At 70.9% G+C, this 26,575-nt stretch carries 20 protein-coding genes; 9 read left to right on the forward strand and 11 right to left on the reverse strand.

Annotated elements, in window-relative coordinates; translation table 11 throughout:
• Positions 1–61: 61 nt before the first annotated feature.
• Entirely contained in the window at positions 62–406 is a 345-nt protein-coding gene (locus E1295_RS25665; protein WP_342775908.1) for an alcohol dehydrogenase catalytic domain-containing protein, read from the reverse strand.
• Positions 407–602: 196 nt separating this feature from the next.
• Here E1295_RS25665 and E1295_RS25670 point away from each other — a divergent pair, with 196 nt between their 5' ends.
• The 3 genes from E1295_RS25670 to E1295_RS25680 are packed head-to-tail and all read left to right on the forward strand — an operon-like array spanning position 603 to position 8,029.
• Positions 603–1,091, forward strand: a complete 489-nt coding sequence (locus E1295_RS25670; protein WP_246080344.1) for a hypothetical protein — start codon at positions 603–605, stop codon at positions 1,089–1,091.
• The gene (locus tag E1295_RS25675) at positions 1,091–3,187 is read left to right on the forward strand and encodes an SPFH domain-containing protein (RefSeq protein ID WP_132633468.1); all 2,097 of its coding nucleotides are present in this window, start codon (positions 1,091–1,093) and stop codon (positions 3,185–3,187) included. The genes E1295_RS25670 and E1295_RS25675 overlap by 1 nt, the downstream gene beginning before the upstream one ends.
• A 6-nt stretch (positions 3,188–3,193) precedes the next feature.
• Positions 3,194–8,029 (forward strand): DNA repair ATPase, encoded by a 4,836-nt coding sequence (locus tag E1295_RS25680; protein WP_132633470.1) that lies wholly within the window; start codon positions 3,194–3,196, stop codon positions 8,027–8,029.
• 45 nt (positions 8,030–8,074) lie between these two features.
• On the opposite strand, the gene E1295_RS25685 is transcribed toward E1295_RS25680, so the two are convergent.
• Positions 8,075–8,950, reverse strand: a complete 876-nt coding sequence (locus E1295_RS25685; RefSeq protein WP_132633472.1) for a 4-hydroxy-tetrahydrodipicolinate synthase family protein — start codon at positions 8,948–8,950, stop codon at positions 8,075–8,077.
• Positions 8,951–9,020: 70 nt separating this feature from the next.
• Between E1295_RS25685 and E1295_RS25690 the strand changes: the two genes are divergently transcribed.
• On the forward strand, positions 9,021–9,890 hold the full coding sequence (locus E1295_RS25690; RefSeq protein WP_132633474.1) for a LysR family transcriptional regulator: 870 nt from the start codon (positions 9,021–9,023) through the stop codon (positions 9,888–9,890).
• Between the two features lie 17 nt (positions 9,891–9,907).
• Here the strand turns inward: E1295_RS25690 and E1295_RS25695 are convergent, their stop codons facing one another.
• The 4 genes from E1295_RS25695 to E1295_RS25710 all read right to left on the reverse strand — a co-directional run bounded on the left by E1295_RS25695 (position 9,908) and on the right by E1295_RS25710 (position 13,598).
• Complete coding sequence (locus E1295_RS25695) at positions 9,908–10,858, reverse strand: serine hydrolase domain-containing protein (protein WP_220448885.1); 951 nt, start codon at positions 10,856–10,858, stop codon at positions 9,908–9,910.
• A 77-nt stretch (positions 10,859–10,935) separates the two neighbouring features.
• Positions 10,936–11,337: a hypothetical protein gene (locus E1295_RS25700; RefSeq protein ID WP_132633476.1), complete on the reverse strand. Its 402-nt coding sequence runs from the start codon at positions 11,335–11,337 to the stop codon at positions 10,936–10,938.
• Between the two features lie 69 nt (positions 11,338–11,406).
• A complete protein-coding gene (locus tag E1295_RS25705; RefSeq protein WP_132633478.1) occupies positions 11,407–12,846 on the reverse strand; it encodes an MFS transporter in 1,440 nt (479 codons plus the stop codon).
• 41 nt (positions 12,847–12,887) lie between these two features.
• Positions 12,888–13,598, reverse strand: coding sequence for a class I SAM-dependent methyltransferase (locus tag E1295_RS25710; protein WP_132633480.1), 711 nt, complete (start codon positions 13,596–13,598; stop codon positions 12,888–12,890).
• Between the two features lie 127 nt (positions 13,599–13,725).
• Here E1295_RS25710 and E1295_RS25715 point away from each other — a divergent pair, with 127 nt between their 5' ends.
• Positions 13,726–15,105, forward strand: a complete 1,380-nt coding sequence (locus E1295_RS25715) for an LCP family protein (protein WP_246080346.1) — start codon at positions 13,726–13,728, stop codon at positions 15,103–15,105.
• Here the strand turns inward: E1295_RS25715 and E1295_RS25720 are convergent.
• Positions 15,102–15,581 (reverse strand): tetratricopeptide repeat protein, encoded by a 480-nt coding sequence (locus E1295_RS25720; protein WP_132633482.1) that lies wholly within the window; start codon positions 15,579–15,581, stop codon positions 15,102–15,104. The two genes, E1295_RS25715 and E1295_RS25720, sit on opposite strands and share 4 nt — an antisense overlap.
• 67 nt (positions 15,582–15,648) lie before the next feature.
• Between E1295_RS25720 and E1295_RS25725 the strand changes: the two genes are divergently transcribed.
• Together E1295_RS25725 and E1295_RS25730 are read left to right on the forward strand one after the other, a co-directional pair.
• The gene (locus E1295_RS25725) at positions 15,649–16,578 is read left to right on the forward strand and encodes an ATP-binding protein (RefSeq protein WP_132633484.1); all 930 of its coding nucleotides are present in this window, start codon (positions 15,649–15,651) and stop codon (positions 16,576–16,578) included.
• An 86-nt stretch (positions 16,579–16,664) separates the two neighbouring features.
• Positions 16,665–17,051 (forward strand): SCO5389 family protein, encoded by a 387-nt coding sequence (locus tag E1295_RS25730; RefSeq protein ID WP_132633486.1) that lies wholly within the window; start codon positions 16,665–16,667, stop codon positions 17,049–17,051.
• A gap of 30 nt (positions 17,052–17,081) precedes the next feature.
• Here the strand turns inward: E1295_RS25730 and E1295_RS25735 are convergent, their stop codons facing one another.
• The 3 genes from E1295_RS25735 to E1295_RS25745 form a co-directional block, all read right to left on the reverse strand.
• On the reverse strand, positions 17,082–18,062 hold the full coding sequence (locus E1295_RS25735; protein WP_132633488.1) for an LLM class flavin-dependent oxidoreductase: 981 nt from the start codon (positions 18,060–18,062) through the stop codon (positions 17,082–17,084).
• 27 nt (positions 18,063–18,089) lie between these two features.
• Positions 18,090–18,761, reverse strand: coding sequence for a ribonuclease HII (locus E1295_RS25740; RefSeq protein ID WP_132633490.1), 672 nt, complete (start codon positions 18,759–18,761; stop codon positions 18,090–18,092).
• 95 nt (positions 18,762–18,856) lie between these two features.
• A complete protein-coding gene (locus E1295_RS25745; RefSeq protein ID WP_246080348.1) occupies positions 18,857–19,879 on the reverse strand; it encodes a LysR family transcriptional regulator in 1,023 nt (340 codons plus the stop codon).
• Positions 19,880–19,958: 79 nt separating this feature from the next.
• Between E1295_RS25745 and E1295_RS25750 the strand changes: the two genes are divergently transcribed.
• Together E1295_RS25750 and E1295_RS25755 are read left to right on the forward strand one after the other, a co-directional pair.
• Positions 19,959–21,236, forward strand: coding sequence for a pyridoxal phosphate-dependent aminotransferase (locus E1295_RS25750; RefSeq protein ID WP_132633492.1), 1,278 nt, complete (start codon positions 19,959–19,961; stop codon positions 21,234–21,236).
• Between the two features lie 392 nt (positions 21,237–21,628).
• Positions 21,629–24,724, forward strand: coding sequence for an AfsR/SARP family transcriptional regulator (locus E1295_RS25755; RefSeq protein WP_132633494.1), 3,096 nt, complete (start codon positions 21,629–21,631; stop codon positions 24,722–24,724).
• A gap of 273 nt (positions 24,725–24,997) precedes the next feature.
• Here the strand turns inward: E1295_RS25755 and E1295_RS25760 are convergent, their stop codons facing one another.
• A complete protein-coding gene (locus tag E1295_RS25760; protein WP_132633496.1) occupies positions 24,998–26,395 on the reverse strand; it encodes a DUF7059 domain-containing protein in 1,398 nt (465 codons plus the stop codon).
• Positions 26,396–26,575: the final 180 nt, after the last annotated feature.

Genomic DNA, 26,575 nt, shown 5'->3' on the forward strand with positions numbered 1-26,575 from the left:
ACCCGCCGCGAGGTCATCCGCTGCCTCAAACGCTATGTCGCCCGCGAGGTCTACGCATTGATCAAAGCAGCGACAGCCGACCACGCTCCTGACCCAGCCTGACCACTTGACGAACATAGGGGCATCCGAGCACCTCGCCGCCCAGCGCCACGCCGGTGACGCCGGGCCCCACCTGGTCCACCACGCCGGCGAACTCGTTGCCGGGGATGCGCGGGTAGCCGACGTCCGACATGTACGGAGGAAGCCACCCGGCGCGTACGGCCGCGTCGAAGGGCTGCACGCCGGCGGCCCGCACCCGTACGCGTACCTCTCCCTCGCCCGCCTGGGGAGCGGGGAGTTCCATCACCGTCAGCACGTCTGGGCCGCCGGGCTCGGCGAAGGCGGCCGCCCTCATCACGTCGCTCATGGGAGAGAGCGTGCTACCTCAACCGAACTTGAGGTCAAGTCGCACACTGTTATGGGAACTTTTCCTTTTACCCAGTCTTTATCTAGATATAGTCCGACAGGACACACACGGGGACGGGGCACGCCGAGGTGGGATGACCGAGTTCGTAGACACCGCATTCAGCTTTCCGACCATCATTTTCACCATCCTTCTCATCGTGGTCGTGGTTTATTGGCTGGCCGTGATCACCGGCCTGTTCGGGGTGGAGGACGACGCGGCCTGGCTGGGGCTCGGGGGAGTGCCCGCGGGGATCACGCTGTCGTTCCTGATCGCGGTGGCATGGATGGTGAGCCTGGTCGGCAGCCAGGTGATGAGCGGCGACCTGCTGATCGCCGTTCCGTTCGCCGCCGTGGTGGGCGGCTGGCTCGCCGCCCGTGGCCTGCTGCTTCCGCTGCGGCCGCTCTTCCGTGCGGGTGACCGGTCGTCGCGCGCCGACTTCATCGGGCAGATGTGCGTGATCCGCACCGGCGAGGCCACGCCCGACTTCGGCCAGGCCGAGGTCAGCGCCGCGGACGGCGCGTCCGCGATCGTGCAGGTGCGCACGACCGGGCTGGATCGCCTGGACCGCGGCGCCACCGGCCTCATCTTCGACTACGACAAAGACGGCGAATTCTTCTTGGTCATGCCGTACGAAAGTGAGCATTGATGGACGTCATCTCTACGGGGCTCGGCATTCTCATAGCGGTAGTCGCGATCATTGTGATCGGGCTCCTTGTCCTCATCGGCCGCCTTTTCCGCAAGGTGGAACAGGGCAAGGCGCTGATCGTGTCGAAGATCAACAAAGTTGACGTGACGTTCACCGGCAAGATCGTCCTACCCGTCGTCCACAAGGCCGAGGTGATGGACATCTCGGTCAAGACGATCGAGATCCACCGCACCGGCCGTGAGGGCCTGATCTGCCGCGACAACATCAGGGCAGACATCAAGATCACGTTCTTCGTGCGCGTGAACAAGACCACGGAAGACGTCATCAAGGTCGCCCAGGCCATCGGCACGGCCAGGGCCAGCGACGAGCAGACGTTGCAGGAGCTGTTCAACGCGAAGTTCTCCGAGGCGCTGAAGACGGCCGGCAAGCACCTGGACTTCGTCGACCTCTACACCAAGCGCGACGAGTTCCGCGACGAGATCATCCGGCTCATCGGCACGGACCTCAACGGTTACAGCCTCGAAGACGCCGCCATCGACTACCTTGAGCAGACCTCCCTGGTCCAGCTCGACAAGAGCAACATCCTCGACGCCCAGGGCATCCGCAAGATCACCGAGCTGACGGCCCTCGAGCACGTACGGACGAACGAGTTCCGGCGCAACGAGGAGAAGGAGATCACCCGCCAGAACGTGGACGCCCGCGAGGCCATCCTCGAACTGGAGCGCCGCCAGGCCGACGCCGAGCTCAAGCAGCGCCGAGAGATCGAGACCGTCAAGGCCCGCGAGGACGCGGAGATCGCCCGCGTCCAGGCCGAGGAGCGGCTGCGCGCGCAGGCCGCCGGCATCAAGACCGACGAGCAGATCGGCGTCCAGCGGGAGAACCAGCACCGCGAGATCGCGGTCGCCGAGAAGAACCGCGAGCGCGTGATCGCCATCGAGTCCGAGCGGATCGAGAAGGACCGCCTGCTGGAGGTCATCGCCCGCGAGCGGGAGACCGAGCTGTCGCGCATCGCGAAGGACAAGGAGGTCGAGACCGAGAAGCGCTCGATCGCCGAGGTCATCCGCGAGCGCATCGCGGTCGACAAGACCGTGGCCGAGCAGGAGGAGAGCATCAAGCGGCTGCGCGTGGTCGAGGAGGCCGAGCGCACCCGCCAGCAGGTGATCATCGCCGCCGAGGCCGAGGCGCAGGAGAACCTGGTCAAGGACATCAAGGCGGCCGAGGCCGCGGAGGCCGCCAGCAAGTTCAAGGCCCGCGAGGAACTGGTGCTCGCCGAGGCCAGGCAGCAGTCCGCCGAGCTGGACGCGCGGGCCAAGATCCGGCTCGCCGAGGGCATCCAGGCCGAGTCCGCCGCCGACGGGCTGGCGCAGGTCCAGGTCAAGGAGCGCGACGCGGACGCCATCGAGAAGATCGGCCGCGCGGAGGCGCTGGCGCTGAAGGAGAAGCTGGCGGCCGAGGCCGACGGCGCCAGGGCCATGGCGCTGGTCGAGGGCGACCGGCTCAAGGCACAGGCCGAGGGCGAGCAGGCGATGGCACTGGCCGGCGCCGCCGCGGTCGGCGAGAAGCTCAAGGCCGAGGCCGAGGGTCTCACCGAGAAGGCGGCCGCGATGGCCGCGCTGGACGACGCCAGCAGGGAGCACGAGGAGTACCGCCTGCGCCTCGAGGCCGACAAGGAGATCCGCCTCAAGCACATCGACGTGTCACGGCACGTGGCCGAGTCGCAGGCCAGCGTGCTGGCCGCGGGGCTGTCCAAGGCCAACATCGACATCGTCGGCGGCGACACGATGTTCTTCGACAAGGTGGTCGGCTCGATCACCGCGGGCAAGGCGGTCGACGGGTTCATCGGGCACTCCGACGTCGCGGGCGCGCTGGCCAAGCCGTACGTCAACGGTGAGGCCAGCCTGGCGGCCGACCTCGCCGACGTGGTGAGCGGCGTGCGTACCGAGGACCTGAGGAACCTGACCGTGTCCGCGCTGCTCATGCAGCTCATCAACAACGGCGGCCCGCAGTCGTCGGCGCTGGGCGAACTGCTGGAGACGGCCCGCAGGCTGGGGGTGGCGGACTCGCCGGTGGCCGCGCTCGCCGGGGCGAGGAGCTGACCCTCTGTGACTACGCTCGAAGCCGGGTCCGGGCTGGAGGCGGGGACGTACGAAGTCCTCAGGAACCGGCTCCAGGCCCAGGCCCAGGCCCTCGCGGCGGCGGCCGAGGCGGTCAACCAGGAGCGGCTGCGCGTGTTCGGCGGCGCGGAGCTGCGCCTGCTGGGCACCGAGCGGATCCGCACGGAGAACAACTGCGTCCCCAGGGACATCGTCTCCCTGGGTGACGTGATGTTGTTCGGCTACAACGTCTTCATCGGGCTCAAGCCGGAGACGACGGTGGCCGACGTGTTCGCGGTGCACCGCTTCTCCAGGGACGGCGACGCCTTCCGGTTCGACGCCGACAAGCTCGAGACGCTGGAGGATCCGGCGTTCAGGAAGGATTTCGCCGAGCTCTACCGCTACTACAAGGAGACGCGGCTGCAGCAGCTCCGGCGGGTGGAGGGCAAGCTGCTGGCGGTGTTCAGGACGGGGCCCGGGGACATCCGGGTGCTGCGCTGGGCGGTCAGCACCGGCCGAGTCACGAAATATCTGGATAACAGGGGGGAACGCGACCACGTCTTCCCCTCGTCCCACGACTTCGAGTGGACGCCCACCACCCGCGACGACCACGTGCTCGGCCGCCACCCGCACATCTCCATCGAGGGCGAGGTGTTCGTCGAGACCGTCGGCGGCGACCTCACCATCAAGATCGAGGACAACACGGAGACCGGCGCCGGCATCTACTCGGAGCCGGTCACCGAACCCCTGCAGAGCCTCGCGGACGCCGACGTCGAGTACGCCAGGGTGGGGCCGCTCATCCTCATGCGGATCAAGCCGTACAAGGAGACCGACTGGCGGCACCTGGTCTTCAACGTGCGCACCAAGTCCGTCGTGCGGCTCGACGGCATCGGTCAGGCCTGCCAGCGGCTGCCCGAGGACCAGGGGCTGATCTTCCCCGGCGGCTACTACCTGGCGACCGGGGTCAGCAAGACGTTCGACACGGACGTGACCGACCTGGAGTTCGAGCGGGTGGTCCGCTCCCCCAACGGAGAGGACGTCCTGTACGTCTTCCACGCCATGGGCGACGGGCGCTCGCTGCTGCTGCCGTACAACGTGATCAGGAAGGAGGTGGCCACGCCCATCGTCTGCCACGGCTACTCGTTGTTCGAGGACGGCACGATGGTGGTCTTCCGCGCCACCTCCGAGGAGCCGACCCGGGTCCACCCGATGCAGGTCTGGCAGACCCCGTACGTCTCCGACACCTACGCCGCCACCCAGCCCGCGGGCACCGGCCCGCTGGAGCGCATCGGCAACCCCGAGCTGGTACGCGGCATCTCCGACTGCCTGTCCGTGTCGCGCATGGTCGAGGAGATGGCGCCGTCCGCGGGGACGTTCGAGGGCCTGATCGCCGCGTGCACGCGGGCGTTCGACTCCTACCACTGGCTCGGCGACCACGGCCTGCGCGGCCCGCTGTCCGACGTACGCGCCACCGCCGAGCAGGTGCTCGACGAGTACGAGAACGTCGAGCAGCTCACCAGGCAGGCCGAGCGCACGCTCGCCACGGCGACGGAGGAGACCACCCGCCTGGTACGCCGCGCCCAGGCCGACGACCCGGTCACCGCCGACGCCTGGGTGAGCCTGCTGGCCACGCTGCGCAGGGCCCAGGGACACCTGGTGACGCTGCGCGAGGTCCGCTACGTCGACCTGGCCGCGCTCGACGGGCTGGGCGCGTCGGTGTCGGAGGAGCTGGACGTGGTGGGCCGGCGGGCGGTCGCGTTCCTGGAGGGCGCCGAGGCGTTCACCGCCTACCACGCCGCCGTCGAGCAGCTGGCCGCCGAAGCCGGCGCGATCACCACGGCCGCCGAGGCGGAGCCGGTCGCCGAGCGGCTGGCCGAGCAGTCGGAGGGGCTGGAGGTGGTGACGGAGGTCGTCGGCTCGCTGGAGATCGCCGACGCCACCGTGCGCACGTCCATCCTGGGCCGCATCGCCGAGGTCCTCGGCGGCGTCAACCGTGCCAGGGCCGTCCTCGACGGCCGCCGCCGCGAGCTGCTCGGGGCCGAGGGGCGGGCCGCGTTCGCCGCCGAGTTCGCCCTGCTGGGGCAGGCCATCACGGGCGCGCTGGCGATCGCCGACACCCCCGTGAAGTGCGACGAGCAGCTCGGCCGGCTGATGTTGCAGCTGGAGAACCTGGAGTCGCGCTTCGGCGAGTTCGACGACTTCGCCGCGCAGTTGTCGGCCAAGCGGGACGACGTCTACGAGGCGTTCTCGTCCCGCAAGCAGACCCAGCTCGACGAGCTGGCCCGCCGCGCCGACCGCATCTTCGGCTCCGCCGAGCGGGTCCTCGCCAGCGTCACCCGCCGCATCGGGTCGCTGTCGTCGCTCGACGAGGTGAACACCTACTTCGCGACCGACCCGATGGTGGCCAAGGTCCGCTCGGTCGCGGGCGAACTGCGCGCGCTCGGGGACTCCGTACGCGCGGAGGAGCTGGACGGGCGGGTCAAGTCGGCGCAGCAGGAGGCCGCGCGGTCGCTGCGGGACCGCCTCGACCTGTTCGCGGACGGCGGCGAGACGCTGCGCCTCGGTCACCACCGGTTCGCCGTCAACACCCAGCCGATCGACCTGACGCTGGTGCCCCACGTGGAGGGCGACGACGAGCGCACGTCCATGTACTTCGCGATCACGGGCACCGACTACCGCGCGCCCGTGCCCGAGTCGTTCGCCGACACCCGGCCCTTCTGGGACCAGCTGCTGGTCTCGGAGACGCCCGACGTCTACCGGGCCGAGCACCTGGCCGCCTCGCTGCTCGACTCGGTCACGCCCGGCACGCCGCTGTCCGACCTGGTCCGGCAGGCCGCCGAGTCCCGCTACGACGAGGGCTACGAGCGGGGCGTGCACGACCACGACGCCACGATCATCCTCGACGCGCTCGTACGGCTGCGGGAGGGAGCCGGGCTGCTGCGCTACCCGGCCGAGGTCCGCGCGGCCGCTCAGCTGTTCTGGGCGTTCGGGCTGGACGAGGTTTCACGTAAAACATGTGCCACCCGGGCGCTGTCGCTGGTGCGGGCGCGCACGGTCTTCGGCGACGCCTCCGCGCTCGGCGCGCTGGCCGCCGAGCTGGGCGCCGCCATCGCGGAGTTCATGACCGGTCTGCGTACGGACTTCGCGCCGCACGCGGGCCTGGCCGGCGAATACCTGGTCGAGGAGCTGGGCGGCGGCCCCGCCGGGTTCGTCACCAGCAAGGATGCGCGCGACCTGCTGGAGGCGTTCCGCCACGAGCTGGGCCCGGCCAAGGTGCGCGAGTTCGAGGAGGACCTCAAGGCGCTCGCCCTGCCCGAACGCCTCCAGCTGGCGCAGGCGTGGATCTCCGCCTTCCGCGAGGGCCCCGAGGTCGTCGAGGCCATCGCCGTACAACTGTGCGACCTGCCCCGCCACGACTCCAGCGCCGCCACGACCGAGACCGTGGACGGCCTGCTCGGTTCCCACCCCCGCATCGCCGGCCGCACGCTGGAGATCAGGCTCGACGAGCTGCTGACCAGGACCCGCAGGTTCAGGCAGGAGCGCGTCCCCGCCTACCGCGCCTTCCAGCGCCGCAGGAGCGAACTGGTCGAGGCGGAACGGCGGCGGCTGCGCCTGGACGAGTACCGCCCCAAGGTCATGAGCGCCTTCGTCCGCAACCGCCTGCTGGACGAGGTCTACCTGCCGCTGATCGGCGACAACCTGGCCAAGCAGCTCGGCGCGACCGGCGCGGGCAAACGCACCGACCAGATGGGCCTGCTGCTGCTCATCTCACCTCCCGGCTACGGCAAGACCACCCTCATGGAGTACGTGGCCAGCCGGCTCGGCCTGGTCTTCGTCAAGGTCAACGGCCCGGCCCTGGGCCACGACGTCACCTCGCTCGACCCGGCCGACGCGCCCGACGCCACGTCCAGGCAGGAGGTGGAGAAGATCTCGTTCGCGCTGGAGACGGGCAACAACACGCTGCTCTACCTGGACGACATCCAGCACACCTCGCCCGAGCTGCTGCAGAAGTTCATCTCGCTGTGCGACGCGCAGCGCCGCATCGAGGGCGTGTGGAACGGCCGCACCCGCACGTACGACCTGCGCGGCAAACGGTTCGCCGTGTGCATGGCGGGCAACCCGTACACCGAGTCGGGACAGCGCTTCCGCATCCCCGACATGCTGGCCAACCGGGCCGACGTGTGGAACCTGGGCGACGTGCTGTCCGGCAAGGAGGACCTGTTCGCGCTGAGCTACATCGACAACGCCCTCACCTCCAACCCGGTGCTCGCGCCACTCGCCGGCCGCGACCGCGCCGACGTGGAGCTGCTGGTGCGGCTGGCGAAGGGCGACACGACCGTACGGCCGGACCAGCTCGGTCATCCGTACACCAAGCCGGAGCTCGACCAGATCCTCGGCGTGTTGTCCAAGCTGGTGCGGGTGCAGGAGGTCATCCTGGCCGGCAACCGGGCCTACATCGCCTCGGCCGCCCAGTCCGACTCCGCGCGCACCGAGCCTCCGTACCGGCTGCAGGGGTCGTACCGGAACATGAACAAGCTGGCCGAGCGCATCGTGCCCGCGATGAACGACGACGAGCTCGAAGCGCTGATCGACGACCACTATCTGGGCGAGGCGCAGACGCTGACCACGGACGCCGAGGCGAACCTGCTCAAGCTGGCCGAGCTGCGTGGCAGGCTCACGCCCGCCCAGGCCGAACGCTGGGCGGCCGTCAAGGCGGCCTACCTCAGGGCCAAGGCGCTCGGAGGGTCCGAGGACGACCCGATGACCAGGGCCGTCGGCGCGATCGGGCTGCTGGCCGACCGCGTCGGCGACGTCGGCACGGCCATCAGGGGGTCCGAGCGCTGACGGGTGGGCATGCCGCTCTTCATGAAGAGGAGCGCGAGCCAGGAGTCACTCCACTGGATGTACCGCCACCTGCCGAGCCTGTGACACAGCGCCGGCGCTCGCGGGCACCAGCGGCAGCCGTACGTCCGGGGTGGGGATCAGGCCCTGGGCGTGCAGCACGCCCTTGAGGACCGTCGGGTTGGGCTCGGCGAAGAGCGCCGCCGAGAGCCGGGCCAGCCGGTGGCCGAGCGTCCTCGCCCGGGTGACGTCGCCGGCGTGCCAGGCGTCGGCCAGTTCGGCGAAGCGCGCTGTCTCCAGGTGCGCGGAGGCGAGGATCCCGCCGGCCGCGCCCAGCGCCAGCAGCGGCGAGATGAACGCGTCGTCGCCGCCGAGCACCTGGAAGCCGGCGGGCAGGTCGCCGAGCAGGGCCACGGCGTCCTGGTCGAGGCCCGCCGCGTACTTCACGCCCGCGACCATCGGATGCGCGCCCAGGTGGCGCAGCGTGGCGAATCCGACCGCCTGCCCGGTCCTGTAGGGGATGTGGTAGATCACCAGCGGCACGGGCGTCTCCTCCGCCAGCGCCTCGAAGTGCGCGATCACCCCGCGCTCTCCCGGCCGCAGGAAGTAGGGGACGGTCACCAGTGCCGCCCCCACCCCCTCAGGCAGTCGCCGCAGCGCCGCGGCCGTCGACCGGGTGTCGTTGCCCGTCACCCCGACCGTCAGCAGCGCCTGTCGTTCCGCGCAGACCCGCGCGCACACCTCGATCACCAGCGCCCGCTCCTCCGGATCGAGCGCGGCCACCTCGCCGGTGGTGCCCAGCGCGACCAGGCCGGCCGCGCCCTGGTCGAGCACGTGGCCCGCCAGCTTCTCGACCGCGTCCCCCGCCACCTCTCCAGAGGAGGCGAACGGGGTGATCAGCGGTACGTGGATTCCTCTCAGCATGCTTCGAGCGTGCCCGGCCAAACCCGTTAGGTCCAGCACTGATTTCTTGGCCAGAGGTTAAGCTCAACTTATGCTCGACCCGCGCAAGCTGCTCCTGCTCCGCGAGCTCGCCAGGCGCGGCACGATCGCCGCGGTGGCGCAGGCCGTGACGTTCACGCCCTCCGCCGTCTCCCAGCAGCTCGCCGCCCTGGAGCGGGAGGCGGGCGTGCCGCTGCTCGAACGCACCGGCCGCACCGTGACGCTGACGGCCGCCGGCCAGCTGCTCGTCGAACACGCCCAGGCCGTGCTCGAACAGCTCGAACGCGCGTCCGCCGCGCTCGCCGCCACTCGTGGCGGGCCCTCCGGGCCGCTGCGCGTCGGCGCGTTCCCCACGGCGGCCAGGGTGCTCCTGCCTCCCGCGCTCGCCGCCCTGACCGGCGCACATCCAGCGCTCCAGCCGATGGTCTCGGAGATCGACCCCGCCGACGTCTCGGCCGCGCTGCGGGCGGGCGAGCTGGACGTGGCGCTCGTGCACGAATACGACTTCGTGCCGCCGGTCACGGACTCGTCCATCGAGACCGAGCCGCTGTTCAGCGAGCCGATCTACCTCACCGACCGCCCCTCGGTCGCCGCCGCCCGCGCCGACGCCTGGATCACCAACAAGCCGGGCACCCTCTGCCACACGATGGCGATCAGGGCCTGCCAGGCAGCCGGGTTCGAGCCCTCCGTACGCCACCACATCGACGACTTCGACACCGTGCTCGCCTTCGTGGCGGCCGGCCAGGGGGTCGCGCTCGTGCCTCACCTGGCGGCGATCCACCCACCGCCCGACGTGTCACTCACCCGCCTGCCGCTGCGCCGCCGCACGCTGGCGGCCTTCAGGAAGGGGTACGGTGAGCACCCGGCGATCCTGGCGGCCGTCTCCGCCTTCGGCACGGCCGCCACCCGCCTGCCGCTCTGACCGGCCGCCCGGGGCCGTCACCTGCCGAGCACGGCGTCCAGCACGGCGGCGGCGCTGTCCATGCCCGCGTCGTACTCGCCGGCCGTCACCGCCACCACCAGGTCCTCGCCGGGCGCCACGAGCAGCCGCTGGCCCCCGTTGCCGATGCCCTCGTAGAGCCGGCGTGCACCGGTGCCGATGTACCACTGGTACCCGTACCGGAACTGGTCCTCGATCACCATGCGGGGCGTGAGCATCCGCGTGATCCACTCGCCGGGCACGATGTCGCGACCGCCATCGAGCACCAGTTGCCCGACGGCCGCCAGGTCGAGCGGGCGCAGCCGCAGCCCCGCCGCGGCCGACTCGATCCCGTCGTCGCCCTTGGTCCAGGCGAAGTCGCCGATCCCGAGCGGCCGGAACAGCGCGCTCGCGGCGTAGTCGGTCAGCGGCCGGCCCGCGCCGCGCGCGATGACGGCCCCGAGCAGCGCCGCCGCTCCCCCGCAGTACGTCCACCGCTTCCCCGCCTCCTCGACGACGGGCCGCTCCAGCACGAAGCGGTGCCGGTCGGGCGCGAGCTCCATGGCGATCTCGCTGTTGGCCGGGGACGTGTAAGGGGCGTCCTCGTTCCATTCGAGGCCGAGGGTCATGGTGAGCGCGTGTTCGACGGTGAGGTGCGACCGCGCGGGATCGGCCACCAGATCCGGATATTCGGGGAACTGTCGCATCAACCCTTCGCCGGGCTCCGGCACCAGCCCCTCGGCCAGCGCGATCCCGTACAGCAGTCCCACGACGCTCTTGGACACCGACCGCAGGTCGTGCAGGGTGTCCCGGTCGAACACGATGTGTCCCAGGTCCTCGCCGAGCCGGTGGTCCCGCCCGGCTCCGTACCGTTCGAGAACGACCTCCCCAGCCCGCATCACCACAAGAGCGTGGAAATGCGGGGCCCTGCCCGCGCGCAGCACCTCATCGACCCGGTCGGCGATCACCACGATGTCCTCCTCGACGTAGGAACACCCTGCATATCGCCTGACACGGTGTCAGTGTCCACCGGTTCTCGGCCGGGTGCCTAGCAGGCGCCGACCCATCGCACCTTGAAGATGTTGACGGACTTCTTCTTGGTGAATTTCTTGATCGTCGTGCCGTCGCCCGGCGGATGCAGGCATCCGGTCTTCTTGGATTCGCCGAAGTAGTTGTAGGTGAAGCGGATATGGTCGGCGCCGGCCTGTCTATACCCGTTGTTCCTGATCCATGACGACCCTCCGTCGAAGGTGTGGGTCACATCGTTGTTTCCGCTGTACTGCCAGAGGGGGTATCTGGGAGGGTCGTAGATGCAGTAGTTCCCGCGCTTGCATCTGTCCTTGGGGATGTCGGTGGCCGAGGTCGCCTGCGCGGGAGCGGCTGCCGCCGCCAGCGTCAGGAGCGCCACGGCTCCGAGCGAGATGACGGTTTTCCTGGCATGTTTGACCATGGCCACCGTTCTACCGGACGCCGATTTCGGTCTGCTTTATGCCGGACATAGGCGAGGTGCAAGGCGTCCTCAAGCGGCCTTGGTCGCCCCGGCCGCGGAGAGCGGCGCCGCGATGGCCTCCAGCCCCTTGCGCTCGGCCTTGACCCCCAGGAACAACTCGACCAGCCCTCCGGCGATCATCACCAGCGCGCCGATGCCGAACGCGAGCGCCGTGTCCCCCGGCACGCCGCTCTCCACCAGGTTGGCGAAGACGAGCGGCCCGGCGATGCCGCCGCAGGCCGTGCCGACCGCGAAGAAGAACGCGATCGCCATCGCCCTGGTCTCCATCGGGAAGATCTCGCTGACCGTCAGGTACGCCGAACTCGCCCCCGCCGAGGCCACGAAGAGCACCACCGACCAGCAGGCGGTCAGCGTGACCGCGGTCAGCGCCCCCTGGCTGAACAGCCAGGCGGTGCCGAGCAGCAGCAGCCCCGACCCGATGTACGTCGCCGAGATCATCGGGATCCGGCCCACGGTGTCGAAAAGGTGGCCGAGCAGCAGCGGGCCGAGGAAGTTGCCGACCGCGATCACGGCGAAGTAGTAGCCGGTGTTCGTGGTGATGCCGAAGAAGGTGGACAGGATCTGGGCGTACCCGAAGGTGATGGCGTTGTAGAGGAACGCCTGCCCGATGAAGAGCGACAGGCCGAGCACGGTCCGCTTGGGGTAGAGGGCGACCATGGTGTGCGCGATGCGCACGAACCCGATGGACCTGCGCTGGTGGATGGTCATCGACTGCGACGGCTCCGGCAGGTCCTCGCCGACCTGCCGCTCGACGTCCTCCACGATCTTCTCGGCCTCGTCGCCCTTGCCGTGGATGAACAGCCAGCGGGGGCTCTCCGGCACGTGCCGGCGTACGAGCAGGATCGCCAGGCCCAGCACCACGCCCAGCCCGAAGGCGACCCGCCAGCCGATGTTGACCGGCAGGTCGTTCAGCAGGGGCACGGTCAGCAGCGCGCCGCCGGCCGCGCCGAGCCAGTAGCTGCCGTTGATGATGATGTCGATGCGCCCGCGGTGCCGGCTCGGGATGAGCTCGTCGATGGCCGAGTTGATGGCCGCGTACTCGCCTCCGATGCCGAACCCCGTCACGAACCTGAACAGGAAGAACCACCACACGCTGAACGAGAACGCGGTCAGCAGCGTCGCCGCCAGATAGACCAGCAGCGTGATGATGAACAACTTCTTGCGGCCGAACCGGTCGGTGAGCCAGCCGAAGAACAGCGCGCCCGAGCAGGCCCCCGCCACATAGAGCGCCGCGGCCGTGCCCGCCACCTGGGCCTGGGTGATGTCCAGGCCGCTGCCGGGTTCGGCGAGTTGCGCGGAGAGGTTACCGACGATGGTGACTTCGAGCCCGTCGAGGATCCACACGGTGCCCAGTCCGATGACGATCATCCAGTGCCAGCGTGACCACGGCAGCCGGTCCAGCCGTGCGGGCACCTTAGTGGTTATCGTGCCGGTTTCCACGTCGCTCATAAGGTCATCCCGATACCCGGCGAGCGAACGGCAAACGTTGTCTATACCGCGGGGCTCCTGGCCTCGATGATCTCCGTGCGCGACCACGGCCCGCCGTACCAGAACCGCCAGCCGGCGTCGCGCCGCCGCACGTCGACGACGCCGAGCGAGCGCAGCGTGTCCTCGTACGCCCGGGTGTAGTGGGGGTCGGCGATCAGGATGAGGCCGCCGGGCCGCAGCACCCGCAGCGCCTCGCGTACGGCCTGTTCGCGGCCTTCGCGGCGGGCGATGGTGTGGAGGGCCTGGTCGGAGACGACCACGTCGAACGTGTCGTCCTCGAACGGCAGGTCACGCGGGTCGCCCACCACCAACGACACCCGGTCGGCGACGCCCTCCCGCTCGGCGTTCACCCTCGCTCGCGGCGCCTCCTTGGCGTGCTGGTCGAGGCCGATCGCGTGCCCCTCGGGCAGCCGTCGCGCGGCCAGCGTGAGCGCGGCGCCGCGCCCGCACCCGAGATCCAGCAGGCGCTCGCCGCCCTCCAGCCGGTCCAGCTCCGCCGCCCAGACGGCCCGCTTGCCACGCCGCGTCGTGTAGAGGTGACTGCCCGCGCTGGCCAGCGTGTACGTGCCGCCGAGCAGGAAGGCGACTCCCGCCTCCGGGACGTCGAACGTGAACGACACCGCCGTGAGCGCCGCCAGCGTGATCACTCCGAGGAGTAACCCCGCCAGCGCCCAAGGTGCATCGAACCCGTAACTACCGTGTCGCTTGCCCACATTCACGTTATATCTCAAGCTTGTCTTGACCGGGAATTGACCGAACCCTGCCCTGGCGCACCATCACCAGCACATTACGCATAACTAGGGTGACTTGGATGGGCATACTTTGGGGGTTTGACCAGGCATGACAGGGAGAGAACGAGGTTTTGGCCTGGGAGCGAGCATCGCGCTGACCATGGGGGCGGCCATGTTGTGGGGCGTGGCGCACCTGGCGGTCGAACGCCGCCGGTCCGGGCTGGCCCTCATGGTGGCGTACGTGCTGATGCTGGCCGGCGTGCTCACCGTGGTCACCGCGTACAGCGCCAACCTCCTGTCCCTGGCCGTCCAGCCGCGCTGGCTGACGGTGCTCACCGTAGCGCTGGTGATGATCGCCCTGGCCTGGACCGGCGTGATCGTCTGGTCGTTCGTGCTGGTGCGCCCCCCGCGCTCCGACCGGATCGGCCGCTTCTTCACCACGACGCTGACCGTCGCGCTCTGCGCCCTCGTCCTGGCCCCCACCGCCTACGCCGCCAGGATCGCCTACCTGTCGCGGGACGTCGTGAACACGTTGTTCCCGTCGAACGCCGACAGCACACCCATCATGGCCCAGGACCCGTGGAACGGCGCGGATCGTGTGCAGTTCCTGCTGCTCGGCGGCGACTCGGCGCCCGGCAGGCCCGGCGTGCGCACCGACAGCATGACGGTGGCCAGCGTGGACACCACGACCGGCGCGACCACGCTGTTCGGCCTGCCGCGCAACCTGCAGCGGGTGCCGCTGCCCCACGGCCCTGCCAGGTCGCGGTTCCCGTTCGGCTTCACCGGCGCGGGCGCCGACACGCCGGGCCTGCTCAACGAGATCTTCCAGTACGCGGAGGACCATCCGGACGTGGTGCCGGGCGTGCCGAAGGGCAAACGCGGCCCCGCCGTGCTCAAGGAGACGATCAGCGGCATTCTCGGCATTCCCGTGCAGTACCACGTGCTGGTCGACATGAAGGGCTTCGCGGAGCTCGTCGACGCCATGGGCGGCGTACGGGTCACCATCAAGGACCCCATCGTGTACGGCCGCAACCGCGAGGGCCTGCTGCCGGCGGGCACGCGCAGGCTCTCCGGCGAGGAGGCCCTGTGGTACGGCCGCTCGCGCACCGACAGCGATGACTATGTCCGCATGGGACGGCAGAAGTGCCTGCTCAACGCGGTCGTCAAGCAGGCGGAGCCGATGACCGTGATCAACAGTTTCGAGCGGCTGGCCGCGGCCGCCAAGCGTACGATCTCCACCGACCTGCCCCAGGACGTGCTGCCGGCCGTCGTGGAGCTCTCGCAGAAGGTGAAGAGCGCCAAGGTCCGCAGTCTCAGCTTCGTGCCGCCGCTGGTCGACACCGCGAACCCGGACTGGAACCTCATCCGCGACACGGTCTCCGGCTCCCTGAGGGACCGCCCGTCCACCAGGACCGTGCCCACGCGCGAGCGGCCGGCCGCGACGCCGAAGCCGGACAACCCGATCAACCTCGACGCCGCCTGCCGTTAGACCGTCTCGTCCAGGTGGTCGGCGTAGTAGGCGATGGCGCGGGTGTATATGCCGGCCTGGTCCGACTCGGCGATCACCTTGAGCAGCGTCGTGACCGCCTCGGCACTGCGCCCGGTGTTGTGCAGGGCCATCGCCGAGAACGTGCGCAGCGCCCCGTCGCCGGGGAACTCCTTCAGCCCGCGCTCGAACGTCTCCAGCGCCTCGGCGGGTCTGCCGAGCACCCGCAGCGTGCTGCCGTACCCCGTGAAGGCGCCCAGCCGGTCGGCCTCGCTCAGCCCTTCGCCTGCCAGCGCCCGCTCGTAGTGGGGCACGGCCTCGGCCTCGAGGCCGAGCGCGTCGTGCACCCATGCGGCCTGGTAGGCCACCTCGGCGTCATCGGGATGCCGCCGGGCCAGGTCGACGAGGAGTTGCCGGGCCTCCTCCTTCTGGCCTTCCTCGCGCAAACGCACGGCGCGCGCCAATTCTTCGTTCCGCATGCACCGAGTGTGGCATGATGGTGCCGGACAGAAACGGTAACCATTTTCATCCCCACAAGGAGGCGCCGTGAGAGTGGCGTTCGTCGGAAAGGGCGGCAGCGGCAAGACCACGATGTCGGCGCTGTTCGCGAGGCACGTGGCGAGCCAGGGCGGGCCCGTGGTCGCCATCGACGCCGACATCAACCAGCACCTCGCCCTGGTGCTCGGCCTCGACCGGCAGCCCGAGCCGCTCGGCGCCCACCTCACCGAGATCAAGGAGCGCCTGCGCGGCTCCAACCCGCGCATCCCCTCGGCGGAGGCCATGGTCAAGACCACCCCGCCCGGTCGCGGCTCCACGCTGCTCAGCTTCGACGACCTCGCCGCCGACCCGCTCGGGCTGAGCACGCCCGACGGCCTGCGCCTGCTCGCGACGGGCCCGTTCAGCGAGGACGACCTGGGCGTGGCCTGCTACCACTCGAAGGTCGGCGCGGTCGAGCTGCTGCTCAACCACCTGGTCGACGGCGCCGGTTCCTACGTGGTGGTCGACATGACGGCCGGCGCCGACTCCTTCGCCTCCGGCCTGTTCACCCGGTTCGACCTGACGTTCCTCGTGGCCGAGCCGACCAGGCAGGGCGTGAGCGTCTACCGGCAATACCGCGACTACGCCGCCCACTACGACGTGGCGCTCGCCGTGGTCGGCAACAAGGTGCACGGCGAGTCCGACGTCGACTTCCTGCGCGAGCACGTGGGTGACGATCTGCTCACCTGGATGGAGCACTCGGCCGCCGTCCGCGCCATGGAGCAGGGCCGCCACTTCACGCTCGACGACCTCGAGCCGGCCAACGCCGACGCGCTCGCCCTGCTCCGCAAGACCGTCGATGAGCAGGAGAAAGACTGGGAGCGCTTCGGCCGGCAGACCGTGGAGTTCCACCTGCGCAACGCCCGCGCGTGGGGCAACGAGCGCGCCGGCACCGACCTCGCCGAGCAGGTGGATCCGGGCTTCGTCTACGGGCCCTGAACACACGACTGTCCCCCTCCAGGCATCTGGAGGCTCCCCCCATCCCCGCTTAACGTCACATTTGACCCGTTCCGAGAGGAGACAGCATGTCGCTGACCGTTCCGAACGATCTGCTCGACCAGGCCAGGGCCGGTGACGTGGACGACGCGGCCTTCGTCGCGTGCGTCCGCGACTCGCTGCCGTACGCGTGGTCGCTGATCAGCGACCTGGCGAGCCGGCGCGAGCAGACCGGGGCCGAGTTCGAGGACAACACGGTGCCACCGCCGTCCGAGGAGGCCCGCGGCCAGCTCCTGCGCTGCCTGGCGAGCGACTCGATGCGCGGTGCGCTGGAGCGCCACTTCGGGGTCCGCCTGGCCTTCCAGAACTGCCACCGGGTCGCCGTCTTCGATCCGACGGCCACGAAGGCCCTGCACGAGTTCGTCACTCCGCGAGCCCAGATCCTCAACCAGAAACCGGAGCTGGTGGACTGCTGATCCCTCCCGGTGGCCCGGCAGCCCGCCGGGTCACCGGGGCAGCAGCGGCAGCACCTCGGCGCCGAAGCGCCTGACGTTCTCCAGCGTGCGCCGATGGTCCCCCAGGCCCTCGACCATCAGGATGAAGTGCTCGATCCCGGTCTGCTCCGCCGTGCGCAGCAGGGTCTCCGCACAGTGCCCGGCCGACCCGACCGGATGGATGCGCGTCAGCAGATCGACGTACGCCGGGACGTCCCGCGAGGCCCGCGGCCGGCCGTCCACCGGCACATAACCCGCCAGCCCAGGCCCCAGCCACCGCGGCAACGAGCCCTTGAGCTCCCGCACCGCCAGGGCCGTCGAGTCGGCCACGTACGCGACCCCCGCCGCCACGTGCCCGGCCGCCGTTCCCCCGCGCGCCGCGTAGTCCGTGACCATCGCCGCCTTCTCCGCGTCCCCGACGTGCATGCCGAGCAACATGGGCAGCCCGCGCCGAGCCGCCAGCCCCACCGTCGGCCCGGAGGTGCACGCGACGACCGGCCGCATCGCCGCCTGCGGCACCACCCCGACCTCCCTGAAGCGGAAGAACTCGCCGTCCGCGGCCACCCGGCCCGTCGAAAGGGCGTCGAGCAGCACGTCGAGCGACTCCCCGAACCCCCGCTCGAACCGTTCTGCCCCCGTGCCGAACACCTCCAGGTCCACCCACGGCCCGCCCCTGCCCACGCCCAGCGTGAACCGCCCGCCGGAAAGGTGGTGCAGCATGGCCGCCTGCTCGGCCAGCGCCACCGGATGCTGCGTGGACAACACGCTCACGGCCGTGCCCAGCCCGATGCGGGTGGTCCTGCCGGCGGCGACCGCCGCCAGGGTCGTGGCCGACGGGCACACGCCGTACGACATGAAGTGGTGCTCGGCGATCCACGCGTCGTCGAACCCCGCCTCCTCCGCCGCCACGACCAGCTCGACGGCGTCGGACAACACCCGCCCGGCCTCCTGGCCGGGAAACCGCGCCGCGATCAGAAAAATGCCGACTCGCACCTGCTCCATCATGACGGGTCCCGCCGGTCAGCCGAAGAGCGTCGCCTGCCCTTCGCCCGCCAGCGGGTCGCGGTGCAGCTTGAGATGCCGCCACTGCGGAAGATCGTCCAGGTAGGACCACGAGAGCCGGTGGTGCGGGGTGGGCCCCAGCCGGGCGAGGGCCTCCTGGTGCAGCGGCGACGGATAGCCGGCGTTGTCGGCGAAGCCGTACTCGTCGCAGCCGATCGTCCCCATGTAGGCGTCGCGCCGCACCTTGGCCAGCACGGACGCCGCCGCCACCGAGATGCTCGCCGCGTCGCCCCTGATCTCCAGCCGCACCGGCCAGGGCGCTCCGATGTAGTCGTGCTTGCCGTCGAGGATCACCGCGTCGGGGCGTACGGGCAGCGCCTCCAGCGCCCGGCGGGCCGCCCTGCGCAGGGCCTGCGTCATGCCCAGCTCGTCGATCTCCGCGTGGCCGGCCTCGCCGTAGCCGACGCCCGCCGCCCACGCGGCCAGCTCGGCGGCGAGCGGCGTACGCCTGGCGGCGGAGACCTGCTTGGAGTCGGTCAGCCCCGCGGGCGGCTCGGACAGGTCGGTGACCACGGCGCAGACCGTCACCGGACCGGCCCACGCGCCCCTGCCCACCTCGTCGACGCCCGCGACCGTGCGGACGCTGGGCTGGGAGAGCAGGAGGTGCTCGATGTCGTACGTCGGCGCCATGAACGCAGACGCTATCGCCTCCGCGACCGGCCCGGTGCGGGGTCGCCGGCGCGAACGGCGGCTCACTCGCCGAACGAGCCGGCGCGAGCGGCGGCTCACTCGCCGAACGAGCGGCCCACCACGTCCTTGGCCGAGCGGTCCGGCCCGTCGGGCCAGTCGGCGAGCATGTCGTCCTCGGCCCGCCGCCGCTCCGCCGGGCGTACCGGTTCGAGGTCGGCCGCGATGTAGCGGGCGGCCACGTGGATGGCCCGCAACGTCACCGACACCGACGGCCGGTTGACGCTGGAGCCCCTGGCGACGGCGTGCACCACGCGGCCGACCGGGTTGCCGGGGAACTGTCGTACGGCCAGCCCCCGCACCCCGGCGGCCAGCGCGAGCGCGGGCACGGCGGCGATGCCGATGCCCTTGGCGACGAGCGACAGGATGGTCCCCAGCCCTTCGAACTCCCACGGCGTCGGCCGGGTGCCGCCCACGTCGACCAGGAGGCGATCCACGGCCAGCCGCGACGGCTCGCCGTCGGGTGTGGCCATCCACGCCTCGTCGCGCAGCTCGCGCAGGTCGACCGGGACGTCGGGGTCGGCCAGGCGGTGCTTGCGCGGCACGACCAGCACCAGGGGGTCGTGCAGCAGGGGGAAGACCCGCAGGCTCTCGCTGTCGCGCACGCGGCCGTACCAGTCGTCGACGAGCGCGATGTCCACCTCGCCCGACTGCACCTCGCGCATCCCGCGCCCGGACCGGCTCTGCCCCAGCCGCAGCGTGAGCTGGGTGTGGCGGCGCAGCGAGCGGGCGAGCGCGGGCGCGAACGCGACCGCCGCCGTCGGGAACGCGGTGACGACCACCCGTCCCGCCGGTGTGCCCGCGTGCGCGGACAGGTCGGACTCGGCCTCCTCGACCATGGACAGGATGCGCTCGGCGTGCGTGACGAGCCGGCGGCCCGCGTCGGTGAGCTCCGCGCTGCGCGCGGTCCTGTCGATCAGCGCCGTGCCGGTCTCGCGTTCGAGCGCGACGAGTTGTTGCGAAACCGCCGAAGGACTGTATCCCAGCGACTCGGCGGTCGCCGAGATGCTTCCTCGGCGTGCGAATTCGCAGATCAGCACCAAACGCCGCAATTCGAGCATCAGACTTCCTTACGCCTACCCATGAAAAGCCTCGCTTGTCCTGATGCCTGAAGGCAACCACCCTGGGAACGTGACAAACATGACGGTAACTCTGTCCGCCACTCTGGCGGCGAACGAGGACATCGAACGAAGACGACGCGCCGGGGAACGTGTGCTGCACCTGGCCTTCGGTGAGGCCGGTCTGCCCGTCCACCCGGCGCTGCGCGAGAGGCTGGCCGCCGCATCGGAGCACAACGGCTACGGACCGGTCGCGGGGGCGTCCGGACTACGGGTCGCGGCGGCGGGCTACTGGACACGACGGGGGCTCATCACCGACCCCGAACTGGTCGTCTGCGGGCCCGGCAGCAAGTCGCTGCTGTACGGCCTGCTCCTGGCGATCGGCGGAGACATCGTCTTGCCCATGCCCAGCTGGGTCAGCTACGCCGCGCAGGCCGACCTCGTCGGCGCCCGCCCCATCCTGGTGCCCGCACCTCCAGGAGAGGGCGGGGTGCCCGACCCCGACCTGGTGGCCGCCCAGGTGCGGCTGGCCAGGGCACAGGGCAGGGTCGTGAGCTCGGTGCTCGTCACACTCCCCGACAATCCGACGGGACGGCTGGCCACCCCGGCGACCGTGGGCCGCCTGGTGGAGGTCGCCCGCGAGCTCGACCTCATGATCATCTCAGATGAGATCTACCGCGACCTGCTCCACGACCCCGACCTGCCCTACACCTCCCCGGCCGACCTCGCACCCGAGCGCACGATCGTCACCACCGGCCTCAGCAAGAGCCTGGCCTTGGGCGGCTGGCGGATCGGCGTCGCGAGGCTCCCCGACGACGGGCACGAACTGCGCGCCCGCCTGCTCGCGGTGGCCAGCGAGATCTGGTCGGCGCCCGCGGCACCCGTACAGGAGGCCGCCGCCTACGCCTTCGGCGACCCACGCGAGCTGACCGAGCGCATCACCCGCAGCCGCCGGCTGCACGGCCTGCTCGCACGGGCCGTGCACGACAGGTTCGTGGAGATCGGCGCCGACGTGCCCACCCCTCAGGGCGGCTTCTACCTCTACCCCGACCTCAGCCACCTCAGGCTCGGCGGCTCCGCCGAGATCACCAGACTTCTGCTGGAGAACCACGGCATCGGCGTCCTGCCGGGGCACGCCTTCGGCGACGACCCCGCCGCGGCCCGCATGAGGGTGGCGGTGAGCCTGCTCTACGGCGACACCGCACAGGAGCGGCTGACCGCTCTGACCAGCCCCGACCCGCTCGAACTGCCGTGGATCGCGGCCAATCTCCACCACCTGTCGATGGGCCTGAAAGAGCTCTCGCTCGTACGTCACGGCGCGACCGCCGGGCCGGACCCCGCGCTCGTCGCCGCGCACTGAAGCGGTCCCCAGGAGGCCCACCCAGCCGGGGAAACCGGTCCCCCACCCCCCACAAGGGGTCGTCGACCTGCGGAGCCACCCTGTCCGCAGCTGACCGGCCCGCGCACCGGCAGGTGTTCATGCTCATTCTTTCCGTCACGGCCCCGCCCGAAATTTCTGGGCGGGGCCGGTATTTTTGCCTGCCCGCCGGCTCTCTGTATGACACGCCCCCGCGTGTGTCCGGTATCGCCTGAGTGTCATACCCAGCCGAGCCTCAGCATCCAGGGGTGAGCTCAACGCCTGATCAACGGCGGATCAACGCCTCGTGAACGGTCAGCCCGGCGTCTAGGTGACGAGCAACTATGGATCTATCATTTGGTACCAAATCGTTCCATTGCTTGGAGACAGACGGCATGGCTGGTCAGAGCGTTCCAGGCGGGCTGCGGTTCGCCGTGCTCGGTCCTGTCCGCGCGTGGCGCGATGGCCGGGAACTCGACCTCGGCACCCCGCTGCAGCGCTCCATTCTCGGCATGTTGCTGCTGCGGGAAGGGCACGCGGTCACCCCCAACGAGATGATCGACGCGGTCTGGGGCGAGGAAGCGCCGCCGCGCGCTCTGGGCGCCCTGCGCACCTACGTCTCCAGGCTCCGTACGGTGCTCGAACCCGACCGGCCCGCCCGCTCCCGCCCCGAGCTGCTGACCTCGATCGGCAGGGGCTACGCGCTGCGCCTGCCCGGCGACGCGCTCGACCTGACCCGTTTCGAACGCGGCATCCGCGAGGCCGAGTCCGCGCGCAGGGCCGGCCGGCTGTCCGAGACCGCGAGGGCGCTGCGGGCGGCGCTGAAGTTGTTCGAGGGCGAGCCGCTGGCCGGAGCCGTCGGGCCCTACGCCGAGCACCAGCGCGACCGGCTGGTCGAGCGCCGCATCAGCGTGGTCGAGACGCTCATGGACGTCGACCTGGAGCTGGGCGACCACGCGAAGGTCGTCTCCGAGCTGATCGCGCTGACCGCCGACCACCCGCTGCGCGAGCGGCTGCGCGCCCAGCTCATGCTCGCCTACTACCGCTGCGGCCGGCAGGGCGATGCGCTCAACGTCTTCACCGAGACCCGCGAGGCGCTCGTCGACGAGCTGGGGATCGAGCCCGGCCCCGAGCTGAGCGCGCTGCACCAGCGCATCCTGGCCGCCGACCCCACGCTGGCCGCCGCGCCCGTCGCCGACGACGAGACCTCCGCCGCCGAGGCGTACGAGGAAGAGGAGCCGCAGGCGCTCGACCTGCCCCGCCCCGCGCAGTTGCCCGCCGCCGTCAGCGACTTCACCGGCCGCAAGGAGGTCGTGCGGCGCCTGCGCACGATGGTGTCGGCCCGCTCGTCCGCGCAGTCGTCGCCCGAAGGGGTGCCGGTGGTCGCCATCTCCGGCATCGGCGGCGTCGGCAAGACCGCGCTGGCCGTACACGTCGCCCACCAGGTCGACGAGGTCTTCCCCGACGGCCAGCTCTACGCCGACCTGCGCGGCTACTCCGGCGAGGCCACCGCGCCCGAGTCGGCGCTCGGAGGGTTCCTGCGCGCGCTCGGCATCCCGCCGGACGTCATCCCCGAGGGCCTCGCCGAACGCTCCGCGCTCTACCGCTCGATCCTGGCCGACCGCCGCATCCTCGTCCTGCTCGACAACGCCCGCGACGCCGCGCAGGTCAGCCCGCTGCTGCCCGGTTCCGCCGGCTGCGCGGCCATCGTCACCAGCCGCGGCAAGCTCGCCGACCTGCCGTCGGCCCGGCTGATCGACCTCGACGTCATGGAGCCGGACGAGGCCCTGTCGTTGTTCGCCGCCGTCGCCGGAGCCGAGCGCGTCTCACCCGAGCACGCGGCGGCCATGGACGTGGTGGCCGCCTGCGGGTTCCTGCCGCTGGCGGTGCGGATCGTGGCCGCCAGGCTCGCCGCCCGCCCGTCGTGGACGGTCGCCTCGCTGGTGCCGAGGCTGGCCGACGAGCAGCGCCGCCTCGACGAGCTGCGGGTGGGCAACCTGGCCGTCGAGGCCACGTTCGCGCTCGGCTACGGGCAGCTCGACACCGCGCAGGCCCGCGCGTTCCGGCTGCTCGCGCTGCCCAACGGCCCCGGCATCTCCGCGGGCGCCGCCGCGGCCGTGTTGTCGATGAGCGCGTTCGAGGCCGAGGAGGTGCTGGAGTCGCTCGTGGACGCCAGCCTGCTGGAGGCGCCGGCGCCGGGCCGCTACCGCTTCCACGACCTGCTCAAGCTGTTCGCCAGGCGGGAGCTGGACAAGGGCGAGCGGCCCCAGGCCAGGACGATGGCGCTGCGCCGGCTGCTCGGCTTCTACCTGGCCTCCGCCCAGTCGGCGCACGAACTGGCCTACGAAGGCAGCATGATCTCGGCCAACCTGGTCGTGGTCGGCAGCGGACGTACGTTCACCAGCGTCGACGAGGCCGTGGCCTGGCTGATCGCCGAAGGCGACTCGTTGTTCGCCGCCATCAACCAGGCGGCGGCCTCCGCCCGCACCGCCGAGCACCTCCTGCCCGCCGCCGACCTGCTGGTGGCGATGGAGCCGCTGCTGGAGTCGGGCACGCACACGCGCGAGTTCGACCAGAGCACCCGGGCGGTGCTGGCCGCCGCGCTGGCCATCAGCGACACCGCGGGCGAACTGCGCGCCCGTTACGTGCTCGGCCGGGTGTTGTTCGCGGGCAACCGGCTGAAGGACGCCGAGGAACACTTCAGGCGCGTGGACGAGCTGTCGCGCGAACGCGACGAGAAGATCGTCACCGGCGAGGTGCGCAACGCCCTGGCCGTCGTGGTCGGCAGGCAGCGCCGCCACACCGAGGCGCTGGCGTTGTTCGACTCCGCGATGCGCTTCTACCGCGAGAACGGCGTGCCCGCGGGCGAGGCCCTGGTGCTCAGCTACTCCGCCCGCGACCACCTGGGCCTCGGCCGCCCCGACGACGCGATCGCCGCCGCGGAGAAGGGCCTGGCCATCTTCACCGAGATCGGCAGCGGCGCCGGCACCGCGCGCGCCCGCTACCACCTCGGCATCGTGCTCTCCCGGGTCGGCCGGCTCACCGAGGCCGTGCACCACCACGCCGAGTGCCTCGCCTTCTTCCGGGCCAGCAGGCAGCGGGTCTGGGAGCAGCGCGTGTGCTCCAGGCTGGCCGAGACCTTCATCGCCGCCGAGCGCTACCCCGACGCCGTACGCCACGCCGAGCAGGCCCTCGTGGTCTCCCGCGACATCGGCCACCCCTACGGCGAGGCGCTCTCGCTCACCGTGCTCGGCAAGGCGCTGCGCGGCCTCGGTCATGAGCCGGGCGCCGCGCGGAGGAGTCTCGACTGCCTACGGCAGGCTTTCGAGATCTTCTCCCGGCTCGGCGCTCCCGAGGCCGGCGATCTCAAGGCCCTGCTCGACGGCATCCCCGCCGACGAGCCCGCCACTGGTTCCGTCGCTGGTTCCGTCACCGAGCCCGTCGCTGGTTCCGTCGCTGGGACCGACGGCGAGCCCGTCGTCGAGTCCTGAGTACAGCTCGTCGTCCAGACGTGTCATCCACACATGGTTGATCAAGGCTGTCCTTAGGGAGTCACGAGGTGCCCGTGATCGACTGAGGTTCAGCCCGGCCGGTCATCCTTCGCCGCCACGCGTCGCTAGGGGGCCCGGTCATCGGGATGCTCCGCGGGCGGCAGCCGCCTCACACAGACGACCGGCCGGACCTGGCACGGCCCTCGAACCCCCCAGGGCCGTGTCCTGGCCTTGAGCCTCCACCCGAGGTGTCAACGTCCGATCAATGCCGGATCAAAGGAGGAAGTATCCCTCGGCGATGAGGGGCCTGACCGCGTCGGCGTTGGGGATCTCGCCGTCGCCGACCAGCTCGGCGATCACGTTGAGCAGCGGCCCCAGCGCCAGCTGGCCGTCGCACACGCCCGCCAGCGCGGCCTCCACCGTGCCCACCTCCCTGCTGCGGCGCAGGCCCTGCGTCTGCCGCAGCACGATGCGGATCGGGTCTTCCGCGCCGGGCAGGCCGATCCGCTCGTCGAGCAGGCCCTCCACCGTACGCAGCCGCGCGGCGTCGAGGTCGCCGGCCCGGTGGGCGTCCGCGACGGCGTCGAGCACCGAGTCGACGTAGTCGCCGACCGGCAGGCTCACCTGGTGGGTGAGGTGTTCGACACGTACGACCGGGTCGAGCGTGCCCGAGTTGCGCATCGAGATCCAGCCGAACCCGATGGCCTCGACCTTGCGCTCCTCGAACCAGGACAACCAGCGGTCGTAGCGCTCCGCGTAGCTCCTGGTGCCCTGCTCGGCGGCGTCCCTGAGCCAGAGCTCGACGTACTCGGCGGGGTCCTGCACGTCGCGCTGCGCCACCCAGGCGTCGCAGCCGGTCTCGCGCAGCCAGCCGCCGACGCGGTCGTGCCAGTCCTCGCCCTCGACGTGCAGCCAGCTGGCCAGGAAGTGGGCCTGCCCGCCGGGGCTGAGGTGACGGGGCGTCTCGCGGACGAGGTCGCGGCAGAAGTCGTCGCCGGCGGCACCCGTCTCCCGGTAGGTCAGCCTCCCCTCCGGGGCGATCACGAACGGCGGGTTGCTCACGATCAGGTCGAACAGCTCGTCCTCGACCGGCTCGAACATCGACCCGGCGCGCGCGTCCACCCCGGACACCCCGGACAACTCCCAGCTCAGCCCGGCCAGCTCCAGCGCCCGCGGGTTGAGGTCGGTCGCCACGATGTGCCCGGCCCGCCCGTCGAGGTGCAGCACCTGCACACCGCACCCCGTGCCGAGGTCGAGCGCGCGCCCGACCGGGCGGCGGGTGACGAGCTGGGCCAGGTTCGCCGAGGCGCCGCCGGCTCCCACGACGTGGTCGGGCCGCAGCGCGGGGTCACCCGGCCTGACCTTGCGGTCGGAGACGAGGTAGCCGCCGGTCTCCCACGGTTGCAGGTGCACGCTCGCGCGGACCTGGTCGCCGTCCGTCTCGACCAGCCCGGAACGCATGACCTCCGGCGCGAGCCCCTTCGCCGGCACGGGAACACCCAGCCACCACAACCGGATCAGCGTCGCCAGCGGGTCGCCGTCGGCGGTGGCCCGCAGCGCCGGGACCAGCTCCTCCCTGGACAGCGCGGAGGCGGCCATCGCGCCGAGGCGCTCGCGTACGCCGTCGATCGTGTAACCGGTCTCCAGGAGATGATCGCGCAGTCGTTCCACAAGTCCATCCTTTCATCGCGGACTTCCACGCATGATCCGATACCGAGGGTGTTCATACGGTTACCGGTCCGCCCGGCATTCTGCCTGCGCGGGACAACGCGGACGCGATATCTGTCAGCTTCTCGGCCGTGAACGACCGAGCTTGCAGCTCCTCGCCGTACATGGGGTGCACGGTCTGGT

Origin of the sequence: Nonomuraea mesophila, from assembly GCF_004352805.1 — a bacterium.
GTDB classification, from domain to species: Bacteria; Actinomycetota; Actinomycetes; order Streptosporangiales; family Streptosporangiaceae; genus Nonomuraea; species Nonomuraea longispora.

Coding starts and splice junctions, on each gene's coding strand:
- E1295_RS25750 (WP_132633492.1), top strand. CDS start 19,959: ATGACGGTAACTCTGTCCGCCACTCTGGCGGCGAACGAGGACATCGAA.
- E1295_RS25700 (WP_132633476.1), bottom strand. CDS start 11,337: ATGGTCAAACATGCCAGGAAAACCGTCATCTCGCTCGGAGCCGTGGCG.
- E1295_RS25685 (WP_132633472.1), bottom strand. CDS start 8,950: ATGCTGAGAGGAATCCACGTACCGCTGATCACCCCGTTCGCCTCCTCT.
- E1295_RS25740 (WP_132633490.1), bottom strand. CDS start 18,761: ATGGCGCCGACGTACGACATCGAGCACCTCCTGCTCTCCCAGCCCAGC.
- E1295_RS25665 (WP_342775908.1), bottom strand. CDS start 406: ATGAGCGACGTGATGAGGGCGGCCGCCTTCGCCGAGCCCGGCGGCCCA.
- E1295_RS25675 (WP_132633468.1), top strand. CDS start 1,091: ATGGACGTCATCTCTACGGGGCTCGGCATTCTCATAGCGGTAGTCGCG.
- E1295_RS25690 (WP_132633474.1), top strand. CDS start 9,021: ATGCTCGACCCGCGCAAGCTGCTCCTGCTCCGCGAGCTCGCCAGGCGC.
- E1295_RS25755 (WP_132633494.1), top strand. CDS start 21,629: ATGGCTGGTCAGAGCGTTCCAGGCGGGCTGCGGTTCGCCGTGCTCGGT.
- E1295_RS25720 (WP_132633482.1), bottom strand. CDS start 15,581: ATGCGGAACGAAGAATTGGCGCGCGCCGTGCGTTTGCGCGAGGAAGGC.
- E1295_RS25715 (WP_246080346.1), top strand. CDS start 13,726: ATGACAGGGAGAGAACGAGGTTTTGGCCTGGGAGCGAGCATCGCGCTG.
- E1295_RS25705 (WP_132633478.1), bottom strand. CDS start 12,846: ATGAGCGACGTGGAAACCGGCACGATAACCACTAAGGTGCCCGCACGG.
- E1295_RS25745 (WP_246080348.1), bottom strand. CDS start 19,879: ATGCTCGAATTGCGGCGTTTGGTGCTGATCTGCGAATTCGCACGCCGA.
- E1295_RS25730 (WP_132633486.1), top strand. CDS start 16,665: ATGTCGCTGACCGTTCCGAACGATCTGCTCGACCAGGCCAGGGCCGGT.